The following is a 14,434-nucleotide window of genomic DNA, read 5'->3' as shown; positions in this document are numbered from 1 at the left end:
ATCTCCACACCCCAGACGGTGTGGGTTAGTTTCATTTAAAAGAAGCCACCGCAGGACTATGACTGGTCCCCTGCGGCCTTCTTGGTCACCCGGCGATATCGCGAATGGCGATCTCGCTCATGATGCGTTCCAGCACCTGGTCGATGGATAATTCCGTAGAATCCAGCTGTATGGCGTCAGCCGCCGGTTTAAGCGGGGCTACCGCTCGCTGGGTGTCACGCTCATCGCGCGCACGTATCTCATCTAGCAGACTCGACAGACTAACACCCTCGACCTTGCCCTTCAACTGCAAATATCGACGGCGCGCCCGTTCCTCGGCGCTGGCGGTCAGAAAAATTTTCAGCGGTGCGTCCGGAAAAACCACTGTGCCCATGTCGCGACCATCCGCCACAAGGCCCGGCGCTTCCTGAAAAGCCCGCTGGCGCTGCAGCAGCGCCTCGCGCACAGCCGGCAACGCAGCTACCTGGGAAGCACCGGAACCGACGCTTTCGGTGCGAATGACATCGCTGACTTCATCACCTTCCAGAATGATGCGTTGCAACTGACCGTCCGTCGCCGCGATGAACTGCACATCCAGATGAGCGGCGAGTTTCTTCAGCAGCTCTTCATTGGTCAGGTCGACACCATGGTTATGCGCGGCGAAGGCCAGCAATCGGTACAACGCACCGGAATCCAGCAGGTTCCAGCCCAGGCGCTTGGCCAGAATCCCGGCTACCGTACCCTTGCCCGAACCGCTTGGCCCATCGATGGTGATGACCGGTGCAATGTTGTTCACGACTGTGCCTCTTGCGCCACGCGAATACCGACCTGTGCGCACAGCGCCAGGAAATTCGGGAACGACGTCGCGACGTTGGCGCAATCATGAATGCGGATTGGCGCACTGGCGCGCAGCGAAGCAACGCTGAACGCCATGGCAATACGGTGATCACCATGACCGTGCACTTCACCGCCGCCGATCTGGCCGCCGTCGATGATGATGCCATCCGGGGTTGGTTCGCACTTGACGCCCAGCGCCAGCAAACCATCCGCCATGACCTGGATGCGATCCGACTCCTTGACCCGCAGCTCTTCGGCGCCACGCAACACTGTGCGCCCTTCGGCACAGGCGGCGGCGACGAACAGCACCGGGAACTCGTCGATCGCCAGCGGAACCAGCGCCTCGGGAATCTCGATACCTTTGAGTTTAGCTGCACGTACGCGCAAGTCCGCCACCGGCTCGCCACCCACTTCACGCTGGTTTTCCAGGGTGATGTCGGCGCCCATCAGGCGCAGGATGTCGATCACGCCGGTACGGGTCGGGTTGATGCCGACGTGTTCAAGCACCAGCTCGGAACCCTCGGCGATCGATGCCGCCACGAGGAAGAACGCCGAGGACGAAATGTCACCCGGGACTTCGATGTGGGTCGCGGTCAGTTTGCTGCCGGACTCGACCGATGCGGTCGCACCGTTGACCGTTACCGGGTAGCCGAAGCCACGCAGCATGCGCTCGGTATGGTCGCGGGTCGGAGCAGGCTCGGTCACCGTGGTCTTGCCTTCGGCATACAGACCGGCCAGCAGCAGGCAGGACTTAACCTGGGCACTGGCCATCGGCATGGTATAGGTCAGGCCCTTGAGCTTGTTGCCACCACGAATGGTCATCGGTGGACGACCTTCGGCGGCGGTTTCGATCACCGCGCCCATTTCACGCAGCGGATTGGCCACACGATTCATCGGGCGCTTGGACAGCGAAGCGTCGCCGGTCAGGGTGCTGTCGAAGTTCTGCGCGGCCAACAGGCCGGACAGCAGACGCATCGAAGTACCGGAGTTGCCCAGATAGATCGGGCCCGGTGCCGGCTTCAGGCCATGCAGGCCAACGCCGTGAATGGTCACGCGACCGTGGTGCGGACCTTCGATGACCACGCCCATGTCACGGAACGCCTGCAAGGTCGCCAGGGCATCTTCGCCCTCGAGGAAACCTTCGACTTCGGTGACGCCTTCGGCCAGGGAGCCAAGCATGATCGAACGGTGGGAAATCGATTTGTCACCCGGTACGCGAATCCGACCGGACAGGCGGCCACCAGGTTGAGCCAGGAAAATCAGATCGTTGGAATTCATAGCGTCCACATAGGCCCTGCGGGCCAGGATTTTACTGAAATGCTCGCGGGCAACCCGGGCGCGAGTGAAAACGCCCAACAATTGGTGCCCATCCCCTGCATCGACCGCGTCGCGCAAGGCGTCGAGATCGCTGCGAAATGTATCGAGTGTGCGCAGGACAGCTTCGCGGTTGGCGAGGAAGATGTCGTGCCACATGACCGGGTCGCTTCCGGCGATTCTTGTGAAATCGCGGAAACCGCCCGCAGCGTAACGGAAGATCTCAAGATTTTCATTGCGCTTGGCCAACGAATCGACCAGGCCGAACGCCAACAAGTGCGGCAGATGGCTGGTCGCGGCCAGTACTTCGTCGTGACGCTCGACCTGCATGTGCTCGACATCGGCGCCCAACTCGCGCCACAAACGGTCGACTACCGCCAGGGCTGCCGGATCGGTTTGCTCCAGCGGCGTCAGGATCACCTTGTGGCGACGGAACAGTTCAGCGTTGGAGGCTTCCACCCCACTCTGCTCTGAACCGGCAATCGGGTGCCCCGGCACAAAGCATGACGGCATCTTGCCAAATGCTTCGGTGGCCGCGCGCACCACATTGCCCTTGGCACTGCCGACATCGGTCAGGATCGCCTGCCCCAGATCCATGCCCGCCAGACGCGCAAGCACTTTCTCCATGGCCAGGATCGGCACCGCCAGCTGGATGACGTCGGCGCCCTGACAAGCAACGCCCAGGTCTTCCTCGCAGCGATCCACCACACCCAACTCGACCGCGAGCTTGCGCGATTGCGGATCGAGATCGACTCCGACCACTTCGCGGCACAGACCGCTTTCACGCAAGCCCTTGGCAAACGAACCGCCGATCAACCCGAGACCGACCACCACCAGGCGACCGATCATAGGCTCAGCAGATTGCAGCGCAGTGACATCAACCACGAGCCAGAACCTTGGTCAGCGCCTCAAGGAAGCGGCTGTTCTCTGCCGGCAGGCCAATGGTGATGCGCAGGTGGTTTGGCATGCCGTAGTTGGCCACCGGACGCACGATCACGCCTTCACGAAGCAAGCCCTGGAACACCGGGGCCGCAACCTGACCGAGATCGACGCAAATGAAATTGCCTTTGGATGGTATCCAGCTCAGCCCCAGCTCACGGAAACCGGCCTCCAGCTGCTGCATGCCGGACTCGTTCAACTGACGGCTTTGCGCCAGATACTCTTCGTCCTTCAACGCTGCACAGGCCGCGGCCAGGGCCAGGCTGTTGACGTTGAACGGCTGGCGTACACGGTTCAGCACGTCTGCGACCACCGCCGTGGACAAGCCATAACCCACGCGCAGCGCCGCCAGGCCATAGGCCTTGGAGAAGGTGCGGGAAACCAGCAGGTTCGGATAAGCCGCCAGGAAGTCCAGGCCATCCGGCAGATCGCTGCCTTCGGCGTATTCGATGTAAGCCTCGTCCAGTACGACCAGCACATGCTCCGGCACATCCTGCAGGAATTCGTCCAGCGCCTCGGCGTCGAACCAGGTCCCGGTCGGGTTGTTCGGGTTGGCGATGAACACCACGCGGGTGTTGGCATCGATCGCCGCCAGCATGGCAGGCAGGTCATGCCCCCAATCCTTGGCCGGAACCACCTTGGCCTGTGCGCCGACCGCCTGAGTGGCAATCGGGTAGACAGCGAACGCATGCTCGCTGAACACGGCGTTCAGGCCCGGCGCCAGATAAGCACGCGCAACCAGTTCCAGGATGTCGTTGGAACCGTTGCCCAACGTGACCTGGTCGAGTTCGACGCGGCACTGCTCGGCCAGCAGGCTCTTGAGGGCAAAACCGTTGCCGTCCGGATAACGGGTCAGCTCGGCCAGCGCATCGCGGATCGCCGCCAGCGCCTTGGGGCCAGCGCCCAGCGGGTTTTCGTTGCTCGCCAGCTTGACGATACTGGCTGGATCGAGGTCCAGCTCACGCGCCAGTTCGTCCACGGGTTTGCCCGGAACGTAAGGCGAAAGTTGTTGCACGCCCGGCTGTGCCAGAGCGAGGAAATTGCCACTCATTTGCTACCGCCCCTTAGAGAACTGCTTTCGGGTAGGAACCCAGCACCTTGAGTGCCACTGCTTCCTGACTGATCTTTTCCAGCACACCTTTGACCAAGGGGTCGCGGTGGTGGCCGACGAAGTCGATGAAGAACACATAGGTCCATTTACCGCTGCGCGACGGACGAGTCTCGATTCGCGTCAGGTCGATGCCATTGTCGTGGAACGGCACCAGCAACTCGTGAAGCGCACCCGGCTTGTTGCTCATCGAAACGATGATCGATGTCTTGTCGTCGCCGGTCGGTGGCACTTCCTGGTTGCCGATCATGAGGAAGCGCGTGGAGTTATCCGGACGGTCCTCGATTTTTTCGGCCAAACGGGTCAAGCCGTACAGGCCGGCCGCCATATCGCCGGCAATCGCCGCCGAGTTCCACTCACCCTTGACCCGCTTGGCCGCTTCGGCGTTGCTGGACACCGCCACGCGCTCGACATTCGGGTAATGGGCGTCCAGCCACTTGCGGCACTGGGCCAGTGACTGGGCGTGGGAGTAGATGCGGCTGATGCTGTCGGTCTTGGTGTTTTCACCGACCAACAGGTGATGGTGGATACGCAGCTCGACTTCACCGCAGATCACCATGTCATGTTCGAGGAAGCTGTCGAGGGTGTGGTTGACCGCGCCTTCGGTGGAGTTCTCCACCGGCACCACACCAAAATTCACCGCCCCCGCCGCCACTTCACGGAACACTTCGTCGATCGCCGCCATCGGCTTGCTGATCACGGCGTGGCCGAAATGCTTCATGGCCGCTGCCTGAGTGAAGGTGCCTTCAGGGCCGAGATAAGCCACTTTCAGCGGCTGTTCGAGCGCCAGGCACGAAGACATGATTTCACGGAACAACCGCGCCATCTCTTCGTTGCCCAGCGGCCCCTGGTTGCGCTCCATGACACGCTTGAGCACCTGAGCTTCGCGCTCGGGACGATAGAACACCGGCACTTCGCCTTCGGCCAGCGAGGCCATCTTTACTCGCGCGACTTCCTGGGCGCAGCGCGCACGCTCACTGATCAGCTCCAGGACCTTTTCGTCCAGGGCATCAATGCGCAGGCGCAGTGCCTTGAGTTCTTGCTCAGACATTAGCCGTGTTCCTTCTCGAACTCTGCCATGTACGAAATCAGCGCATTGACGGCGTTGATGTCGACGGCGTTATAGATGGAGGCGCGCATGCCACCCACGGAACGGTGGCCCTTGAGGTTCAACAGGCCACGCTCGTCGGCACCGGCCAGGAACGGCTTGTCCAGGCGATCATCAGCCAGGCGGAACGGCACGTTCATCCACGAGCGGTCCGACTTGTTGATCGGGTTGCTATACAGGCCGCTGGCATCGATGAAGTTGTACAGCGTGCGCTGCTTGACTTCGTTGAGCTTGCCGATGGCCTCGACGCCGCCCTGCTCCTTGAGCCACTCGAACACCAGGCCGGACAGGTACCAGGCCAGCGTCGGCGGGGTGTTGTACATCGAACCGTTATCGGCCGCGATCTTGTAGTTGAGCATAGTCGGGCACAGGGAACGAGCCTTGCCCAGTAGGTCTTCGCGAACGATATTGACGACGATACCGCTCGGGCCGATGTTTTTCTGGGCGCCGGCGTAGATCATGCCGAAACGCGAAACATCAATCGGGCGCGACAGGATATCCGAAGACATGTCGGCGACCAGCGGAACATCACCGGTTTCCGGAATCCACTGGAATTCCAGACCGCCGATGGTTTCGTTCGGCGCGTAGTGGACATAGGCCGCGTCTTTCGACAGCTTCCATTCATTCTGGCCGGGAATGGCGAAATAGTCGTAAGGCTTGGCGGTGCCGGCAACGTTGACGTGGCCGTAGCGCGAAGCTTCTTCGATGGCTTTCTGCGACCAGATACCGGTGTCGATATAGTCGGCCGAGCCATTTTCCGGCAACAGGTTCAGAGGAATCTGAGCAAATTGCTGGCTGGCGCCACCTTGCAGAAACAGCACTTTATAGTTCGAGGGGATATTCAGCAGATCACGCAGATCCTGCTCGGCCTTGGTGGCAATGGACACGAACTCATCGCTGCGATGGCTCATTTCCATGACCGACAGACCCTTGCCGTGCCAGTCGAGGAGTTCACCCTGGGCGCGCTGCAGGACAGCTTCGGGAAGCGCCGCAGGACCGGCACAGAAGTTATAGGCTCTCTTGCTCACATCCAATCTCGCTCTGATTTGGTGGTATCACTGTAGGAGCGAGCTTGCTCGCGAAAAACCTGAGAGCGCAAGGGTGCACCAGACGCCCTGCGTTATCGTTGACGACCATCGCGAGCAAGCTCGCTCCTACAGGGGATTTCATTATTTCAAAAGGGACAAACAACAAGGGGGCGAATTTTCATCCGCCCCCTGCTTGCCCACTTATTCCTGTGGTTCTTCGTCAGCGGCGGCGTCGAGTTGCTGGTCTTCGGCAACGTCGTCGATCACGACTTCACCGACAAACCCTTCACCCTCTTCACCTTCCAGCTCTTCACCCTCGACTTCCGACGGCTCTTGAACCCGCTCCAGCCCGACCAGTGTTTCGTCGTTGGCCAGTTTGATCAGGGTCACGCCCTGGGTGTTACGACCCAGGCTGGACACTTCGTCGACACGGGTACGCACCAGGGTGCCCTGGTCGGAAATCAGCATGATTTCCTCGCCGTCGAGTACCTGGACCGCACCGACCAGACGGCCGTTACGTTCGTTGCTGACCATGGCGATAACGCCCTGACCGCCACGTTTGTATTCAGGGAACTCGGTGATCGCCGTGCGCTTGCCGTAGCCACGCGCCGAAGCGGTGAGGATCTGGCTGCCTTCTTCCGGAATCAGCATGGAAATCAACTTCTGACCTTCCGGCAGACGCATGCCGCGCACACCGCGGGCGGTACGGCCCATGGCGCGAACGTCGGATTCCTTGAAGCGCGTCACTTTGCCGCCGTCGGAGAACAGCATGACTTCACGCTCGCCATCGGTGATGGCAGCAGAAATCAGCACGTCGCCTTCGTCCAGTTCCAGTGCGATCAGGCCGACGCTGCGTTGACGACTGAAGGATTCCAGCGGGGTCTTCTTCACGGTGCCGTTGGCGGTGGCCATGAAGATGTAGTGACCTTCGGTGTATTCCTCGACCGGCAGCATGGTGGTGATGTATTCACCGTCATCCAGTGGCAGCAGGTTGACCAGCGGACGACCACGGGCAGCGCGGGACGCTTCAGGGATTTCGTAGGTTTTCAGCCAGTACACCTTGCCCTTGCTGGAGAACAGCAGCAGCGTGGTGTGGCTGTTGGCAACCAGCAGGTGAGCGATGTAGTCCTCATCCTTGACGCCGGTCGCCGACTTGCCTTTACCGCCACGACGCTGGGCCTGGTACGCAGCCAGCGGCTGGGTCTTGGCGTAGCCACCGTGGGAAATGGTCACGACGCGCTCTTCTTCCGGGATCATGTCACCCAGGGTCAGGTCGAGACGGGCATCGAGGATTTCGGTACGACGCACGTCGCCGTATTCGGCGCGGATCACTTCCAGCTCTTCGCGGATCACTTCCATCAGGCGCGTGGCGCTGTTGAGGATGCGGATCAGCTCGCCGATCTGGTTGAGGATCTCTTGATACTCGGCCAGCAGTTTTTCGTGTTCCAGACCGGTCAGGCGGTGCAGACGCAGTTCCAGAATGGCTTGCGCCTGCTCTGGCGACAGGAAGTACTTGCCGTCGCGCAGACCGTATTGCGGATCGAGGTTTTCCGGACGGCACGAATCGGCGCCGGCACGTTCAACCATTGCCACCACAGCAGAGGATTCCCAAGGGGTGCTGACCAGGGCTTCCTTGGCTTCCGACGGCGTTGGCGAGGCCTTGATCAGGGCGATGACCGGGTCGATGTTCGACAGGGCAACCGCTTGACCTTCCAGAATGTGACCACGCTCGCGCGCCTTGCGCAGTTCGAACACGGTACGACGGGTCACCACTTCGCGACGGTGGCGGACGAAGGCTTCCAGCAGATCCTTGAGGTTCAGGATCCGCGGACGGCCGTCGATCAGCGCGACGATGTTGATACCGAACACCGCTTGCAGCTGGGTCTGGGCGTAGAGGTTGTTGAGGATGACCTCAGGCACTTCGCCGCGACGCAGTTCGATCACGACGCGCATACCGTCCTTGTCGGACTCGTCGCGCAGCTCGGTGATGCCTTCGAGCTTCTTCTCTTTTACCAGCTCGGCGATCTTCTCGATCAGACGCGCCTTGTTCAGCTGGTAAGGGAGTTCGGTGATGACGATCTGCTGGCGGCCACCGACCTTGTCGATGTCTTCGATCATCGAGCGGGCGCGCATGTAAATGCGCCCGCGACCGGTGCGGTAGGCTTCGATGATGCCGGCACGACCGTTGATGATCGCGGCGGTCGGGAAGTCCGGACCGGGGATGTATTGCATCAGCTCGTCGACAGTCAGCTCTGGATTGTCGATGAGCGCCAGGCAACCGTCGATGACTTCACCGAGGTTGTGCGGCGGAATGTTGGTCGCCATGCCCACGGCGATACCGCTGGAGCCGTTGACCAGCAGGTTGGGAATACGGGTCGGCATGACCGCCGGGATCATTTCGGTGCCGTCGTAGTTCGGCACCCAGTCCACGGTTTCTTTATGCAGGTCAGCCAGCAGCTCGTGCGCCAGCTTGGTCATGCGCACTTCGGTGTATCGCATGGCCGCGGCGTTGTCGCCGTCCACCGAGCCGAAGTTGCCCTGGCCGTCTACCAGCAGGTAGCGCAGGGAGAATGGCTGCGCCATCCGAACGATGGTGTCGTACACCGCGGTATCACCGTGCGGGTGATACTTACCGATCACGTCACCGACAACACGGGCAGATTTCTTGTACGGCTTGTTGAAGTCGTTGCCCAGCTCGCTCATCGCGAACAGCACGCGCCGGTGCACGGGCTTCAAGCCATCGCGCGCATCCGGCAGTGCCCGCCCGACAATTACGCTCATCGCGTAGTCGAGGTAGGACTGCTTCAGCTCGTCTTCGATATTGACCGGGAGGATTTCTTTGGCCAGTTCGCCCATGAGAAGCCTGATTCCTTTTTCTGGTGAAACTTCGTCACATCCATATGGGACCAACGAAGCTCGCCGATACAGGCTGAGTGCCATGCACCGACTTACGACAAATCAACGAGTTATGCCATGGATCTGCGCAGTACGGGTCGCCACTTCGGGCAACCCTGGAAACCGCCGGATGTTATCACAAGAGCCGCCACGCACCTATCCCCCAGACGCGCATGGAGAGTAGTTAGTTGACCGGTGACAGGCTTGAAGGGGACGAGAGGGGCTTAGAGCCGTGTTGAATGGAGAATTTGTGGCTGATTCGGGTTGGTTCATTGGGTTTGACGACCCCATCGCGAGCAAGCTCGCTCCCACAGGTTTTGTGTGCACCGCAAACACTGTGGGAGCGAGCTTGCTCGCGATGGCTATCTTTCAGACGCCAGAAGCTATTAATGCAGGCGCTTACGGCACATCAACTGCGCCATTTTCGCCGTATCCGGGCGCTCGACGATGCCTTTTTCGGTGACGATCGCATCGATCAGGTCCGCCGGAGTCACATCGAACACCGGATTGAACGCTTCGACATCCGCGCCCACCCGCTTGCCACCGACCTCCAGCAACTCGCGGCCATCACGTTCCTCAATCGGGATGTCATCGCCGCTGGCCAGGTGCATGTCGATGGTCGAACTCGGCGCCACCACCATGAAGCGCACGCCGTGGTGCATGGCGTTGACGGCCAGTTGATAGGTGCCGATCTTGTTGGCCACGTCGCCATTGGCGGTGATCCGGTCAGCACCGACGATGACCCAGGTAGGGCCTTTGGTCTTCATGATATGCGCGGCGGCGGAATCGACATTGAGGGTCACGGGAATGCCTTCATTGGCCAGTTCCCACGCGGTCAGCCGCGAGCCCTGCAGCCATGGGCGGGTTTCGTCGACATACACTCGCTCGACCATGCCCTCGATGAAAGCCCCACGAATCACCCCCAGCGCCGTGCCAAAGCCGCCCGTGGCCAGTGCGCCGGTGTTGCAGTGGGTCAGGATCGCCTGGGCGTTGCCCTGATGCTTGCGGATCAGGTCCACACCCAGTTGCGCCATGGTCAGGTTGGCTTCGCGATCGCTTTCGTGAATGGCGATGGCCTCTGCCTCCAGCACCTCCAGCGGATCGGCATTGTCTTTCAGGCGATCAAGCCGGTCGTGCATGCGGCCCAGCGCCCAGAACAGGTTGACCGCAGTGGGACGGGAATCGGCCAGCAGCGCAAAATCCTCTTCCAGCGCCGCGTACCAGTCGCCACCTTCGGCAATCCGGGCACGGGCCGCGAGCACGATGCCATAAGCGGCACTGATACCAATCGCCGGCGCACCGCGCACCACCATCGAGCGAATGGCCTCGGCCACACCGGCTGCACTGGTGTAGGCGATCCAGGTTTCCTCGAACGGCAAAATGCGCTGATCCAGCAGATGGAGAGCGCCATCACGCCAATCGATGGCCTTTACCTTTTCCGCAGCCAACAGTCGATCGCGCATCCCTCACCCCGCACTCATGAACAAAAGCCGCCGATTATAGCGATCCCCCCGCGAAGACGCTCGGGTATACTTCGCCATCCTTTACAAAAGCACTGGAACCGACCCTCGATGCCGAACACTGCCGCTGCGCTCGACCTGTTATTGCTGCCGACCTGGCTGGTACCCGTCGAACCTGCTGGTGTTGTCCTCAAGGAACATGGCGTGGGCATCCGTGATGGACGCATCGTGTTTATCGGCCCACGTTCCGCCGCACTGAAGCTTAACGCAACCGAAACCCGCGAGTTGCCCGACATGTTGCTCAGCCCCGGCCTGATCAATGCCCACGGGCACGCGGCGATGACGCTGTTCCGTGGCCTGGCCGATGACCTGCCATTGATGACCTGGCTGGAGAACCACATCTGGCCCGCCGAAGCCAAGTGGGTCGACGAGGACTTCGTGCGCGACGGCACGGATCTGGCCATCGCCGAGCAAATCAAAGGTGGCATCACCTGTTTCTCTGACATGTACTTCTTCCCGAAGGTTGCCAGCGAGCGCGTGCACAACAGCGGCATTCGCGCGCAGATCGCGATTCCGATCCTCGACTTCCCCATTCCGGGCGCCGCTACAGCGGACGAAGCCATTCGTCAGGGCGTCGAGTTGTTTGGCGATCTCAAGCACCACGAGCGCATCAAAATCACCTTTGGCCCCCATGCACCCTACACCGTGGGCGACGAAAACCTGGAAAAAATCCGGGTGATCGCCGAAGAACTGGATGCCTCGATCCACATGCACGTGCATGAAACGGCGTTTGAAGTGCAGCAATCGGTCGAGCAGCGCGGCGAACGACCGCTGGCCCGACTGGCGCGCCTGGGCTTGCTGGGGCCACGCTTCCAGGCGGTTCACATGACCCAGATCAGCGAAGAAGACATGACGCTGCTGGTAGAAAGCAACAGCAATGTGATTCATTGCCCGGAATCGAACCTGAAGCTGGCCAGCGGGTTCTGCCCGGTAGAGCGCTTGTGGCAGGCCGGGGTCAATGTCGCGGTCGGCACCGATGGCGCGGCCAGCAACAACGACCTGGACCTGCTCGGCGAAACCCGCACCGCGGCCCTGCTGGCCAAGGCTGTCGCCGGCTCGGCCACCGCGCTGGATGCCCATCGAGCCTTGCGCATGGCCACCCTCAACGGTGCCCGGGCACTGGGTATCGAGGCCGAAGTCGGCTCGCTGGAAATCGGCAAGGCCGCGGACATGGTGGCTTTCGATCTCTCCGGGCTGGCCCAGCAGCCGGTCTACGACCCGGTTTCGCAGCTTATATACGCCACCGGCCGGGACTGCGTGAAACACCTTTGGGTTGCCGGCAAGCAGTTGCTCGACGACCGCCGCCTGACACGCCTGGATGAACAACAGCTAAGTACTGTCGCGAAGGCCTGGGGCCGGCGCATCAGTGGCCGCACCGAATCGTAAGCACCCTGGAGCACAATCCGGGGCAACAGGATTTTTCAAGTTTTAGAGGACTTAAACCATGAGCAACGTCGACTACGCCGAAATCGCCAAATTCGAGGCCCTGGCCCATCGCTGGTGGGACCGCGAAAGCGAATTCAAACCGCTGCACGACATCAACCCGCTGCGGGTCAACTGGATTGATGAACGCGTCCACCTGGCCGGCAAGAAGGTCCTCGACGTCGGTTGCGGCGGCGGCATCCTCAGCGAGGCCATGGCTCAGCGCGGCGCGACCGTGATGGGTATCGACATGGGCGAAGCGCCGTTGGCGGTTGCCCAGCTTCATCAGCTGGAGTCGGGCGTGAGCGTCGAATACCGGCAGATCACCGCCGAAGCCCTGGCCGAGGAAATGCCCGAGCAGTTCGACGTGGTCACCTGCCTGGAAATGCTTGAGCACGTGCCAGACCCGTCGTCGGTCATCCGTGCCTGCTTCCGCATGGTCAAGCCCGGCGGCCAGGTGTTCTTCTCGACCATCAACCGCAATCCGAAGGCGTACCTGTTCGCCATCGTCGGCGCCGAATACATCATGAAGTTGCTGCCGCGCGGCACCCACGATTTCAAGAAATTCATTCGCCCTTCCGAACTTGGCGCCTGGAGCCGCATGGCCGGCCTGTCCGTCAAGGACATCATCGGCCTGACCTACAACCCGCTGACCAAGCACTACAAACTGGCCTCCGACGTGGACGTCAACTACATGATCCAGACCCTGCGCGAGGAATAAGCCGATGCCAATCAGAGCAGTTCTTTTCGACATGGACGGCACCCTGCTCGACACCGCGCCGGACTTCATTGCGATCTGCCAGGCGATGCGTGCCGACCGTGGCTTGCCACCGATGAACGACAAACACATTCGCGACGAGATTTCCGGCGGCGCCAAGGCGATGGTCGCAGTGACCTTCTCCATGGACCCGGAATCGCCGGGATTCGAGGAATTGCGCCTGGAGTTCCTGGAGCGCTACCTCGTCGGTTGCGCCGTCCATAGCAAGCTGTTCGACGGCATGGGCGAACTGCTGGCCGACATCGAAAAAGCCAACCTGATCTGGGGCGTAGTGACCAACAAGCCACTGCGGTTTGCCGAGCCGATCATGCAGCAACTGGGGCTGGCCGAGCGTTCGGCGCTGCTGATCTGCCCGGATCACGTGAAGAACAGCAAACCGGATCCCGAGCCGCTGATCCTCGCCTGCAAGATGCTCGACCTGGACCCGGCCAGCGTGCTGTTCGTCGGCGATGACCTGCGCGACATCGAATCAGGCCGCGATGCCGGCACCAAGACTGCTGCGGTGACCTTCGGCTACATCCACCCGGATGACAACCCGCGACACTGGGGAGCGGACGTGGTGGTCGATCATCCGTTGGAGCTGCGCAAGGTTTTGGATAGCGCCCTCTGTAGCTGCTGAGACTGTCGTTGACCTCTGTAGGAGCGAGCTTGCTCGCGAAGAACCTGAGAGCGCCACGGGTCGTCATCGTTTACGCCCGTCGCGAGCAAGCTCGCTCCTACAGGGATAGCGCTTGACCTGAAGAATTTTCGTAGAGGTTTTTTATGTTTGATTATTCCGCCCGCCCCGAACTGCTCAAGGATCGGGTCATTCTGGTCACCGGCGCAGGACGCGGTATCGGTGCCGCAGCGGCAAAAACCTACGCGGCACACGGCGCAACCGTGCTGCTGCTGGGCAAGACCGAAGCCAACCTGACCCAGGTCTACGACGAAATCGAAGCCGCCGGCCATCCACAACCGGCAGTCATCCCCTTCAACCTCGAAACCGCCCTGCCCCATCAATACGATGAGCTGGCAGCGATGATCGAAAGCGAATTCGGGCATCTCGACGGTCTCCTGCACAATGCCTCGATCATCGGCCCGCGCACGCCGATCGAGCAGCTTTCCGGCGAAAACTTCATGCGGGTCATGCAAGTCAACGTCAATGCCATGTTCATGCTCACCAGCACCCTGCTGCCGCTGCTCAAGTTGTCGCAGGATGCCTCGGTGGTGTTCACTTCCAGCAGCGTCGGCCGCAAGGGGCGTGCGTATTGGGGCGCTTACGGCGTCTCCAAATTCGCCACTGAAGGCTTGATGCAAACCCTGGCTGACGAAGTCGATACCGTAGCCCCGGTGCGCTCCAACAGCATCAACCCGGGCGCCACCCGCACCAGCATGCGCGCCCAGGCTTACCCGGGTGAAAACCCACTGAACAACCCGACGCCCGAGGAGATCATGCCGGTCTACCTTTACCTGATGGGCCCGGACAGCACCGGTATCAATGGCCAGGCGTTCAACGCACAGTAACGA

At 61.0% G+C, this 14,434-nt stretch carries 11 protein-coding genes; 4 read left to right on the top strand and 7 right to left on the bottom strand.

From position 1 onward, the window contains the following. Positions 1-85 precede the first annotated feature (85 nt). The 7 genes from cmk to mtnA all read right to left on the bottom strand — a co-directional run bounded on the left by cmk (position 86) and on the right by mtnA (position 10,671). Positions 86-775 (bottom strand): (d)CMP kinase, encoded by a 690-nt coding sequence (gene cmk, locus AC1RDQ_RS25760; RefSeq protein ID WP_007973641.1) that lies wholly within the window; start codon positions 773-775, stop codon positions 86-88. Beyond that, positions 772-2,979, bottom strand: coding sequence for a bifunctional prephenate dehydrogenase/3-phosphoshikimate 1-carboxyvinyltransferase (locus AC1RDQ_RS25755; RefSeq protein ID WP_235863965.1), 2,208 nt, complete (start codon positions 2,977-2,979; stop codon positions 772-774). Before AC1RDQ_RS25755 ends, cmk begins: the two co-directional genes overlap by 4 nt. Positions 2,980-3,007: 28 nt before the next feature. Beyond that, on the bottom strand, positions 3,008-4,120 hold the full coding sequence (gene hisC, locus AC1RDQ_RS25750) for a histidinol-phosphate transaminase (RefSeq protein ID WP_090457149.1): 1,113 nt from the start codon (positions 4,118-4,120) through the stop codon (positions 3,008-3,010). A 13-nt stretch (positions 4,121-4,133) separates the two neighbouring features. Beyond that, positions 4,134-5,228 (bottom strand): prephenate dehydratase, encoded by a 1,095-nt coding sequence (gene pheA, locus AC1RDQ_RS25745; protein WP_007939916.1) that lies wholly within the window; start codon positions 5,226-5,228, stop codon positions 4,134-4,136. Continuing rightward, positions 5,228-6,313, bottom strand: a complete 1,086-nt coding sequence (gene serC / locus AC1RDQ_RS25740) for a 3-phosphoserine/phosphohydroxythreonine transaminase (RefSeq protein WP_492588448.1) — start codon at positions 6,311-6,313, stop codon at positions 5,228-5,230. The genes pheA and serC overlap by 1 nt, the downstream gene beginning before the upstream one ends. A gap of 201 nt (positions 6,314-6,514) precedes the next feature. Beyond that, positions 6,515-9,169, bottom strand: coding sequence for a DNA gyrase subunit A (gene gyrA / locus AC1RDQ_RS25735; protein WP_057713769.1), 2,655 nt, complete (start codon positions 9,167-9,169; stop codon positions 6,515-6,517). 425 nt (positions 9,170-9,594) lie between these two features. After that, positions 9,595-10,671 carry an S-methyl-5-thioribose-1-phosphate isomerase gene (gene mtnA / locus AC1RDQ_RS25730; protein WP_057713768.1) on the bottom strand — a complete coding sequence of 359 codons (1,077 nt, stop codon included), beginning with the start codon at positions 10,669-10,671 and terminating at the stop codon, positions 9,595-9,597. A gap of 108 nt (positions 10,672-10,779) precedes the next feature. Here mtnA and AC1RDQ_RS25725 point away from each other — a divergent pair, with 108 nt between their 5' ends. The 4 genes from AC1RDQ_RS25725 (at position 10,780) to AC1RDQ_RS25710 (ending at position 14,431) form a co-directional block, all read left to right on the top strand. Beyond that, the gene (locus AC1RDQ_RS25725; RefSeq protein WP_090457151.1) at positions 10,780-12,114 is read left to right on the top strand and encodes a TRZ/ATZ family hydrolase; all 1,335 of its coding nucleotides are present in this window, start codon (positions 10,780-10,782) and stop codon (positions 12,112-12,114) included. A gap of 58 nt (positions 12,115-12,172) precedes the next feature. Beyond that, the gene (ubiG, locus tag AC1RDQ_RS25720) at positions 12,173-12,871 is read left to right on the top strand and encodes a bifunctional 2-polyprenyl-6-hydroxyphenol methylase/3-demethylubiquinol 3-O-methyltransferase UbiG (protein ID WP_057713766.1); all 699 of its coding nucleotides are present in this window, start codon (positions 12,173-12,175) and stop codon (positions 12,869-12,871) included. A gap of 4 nt (positions 12,872-12,875) precedes the next feature. Beyond that, the gene (mupP, locus tag AC1RDQ_RS25715) at positions 12,876-13,547 is read left to right on the top strand and encodes an N-acetylmuramic acid 6-phosphate phosphatase MupP (protein WP_057713765.1); all 672 of its coding nucleotides are present in this window, start codon (positions 12,876-12,878) and stop codon (positions 13,545-13,547) included. Positions 13,548-13,690: 143 nt separating this feature from the next. After that, positions 13,691-14,431, top strand: a complete 741-nt coding sequence (locus tag AC1RDQ_RS25710; protein WP_007999919.1) for a YciK family oxidoreductase — start codon at positions 13,691-13,693, stop codon at positions 14,429-14,431. Positions 14,432-14,434: the final 3 nt, after the last annotated feature.

It is taken from the genome of Pseudomonas sp. GW823-FHT02E01, from assembly GCF_058797535.1.
The sequence above is the reverse complement of the archived record's forward strand: the minus strand, read 5'-3'. Positions and strand labels throughout refer to the sequence as shown.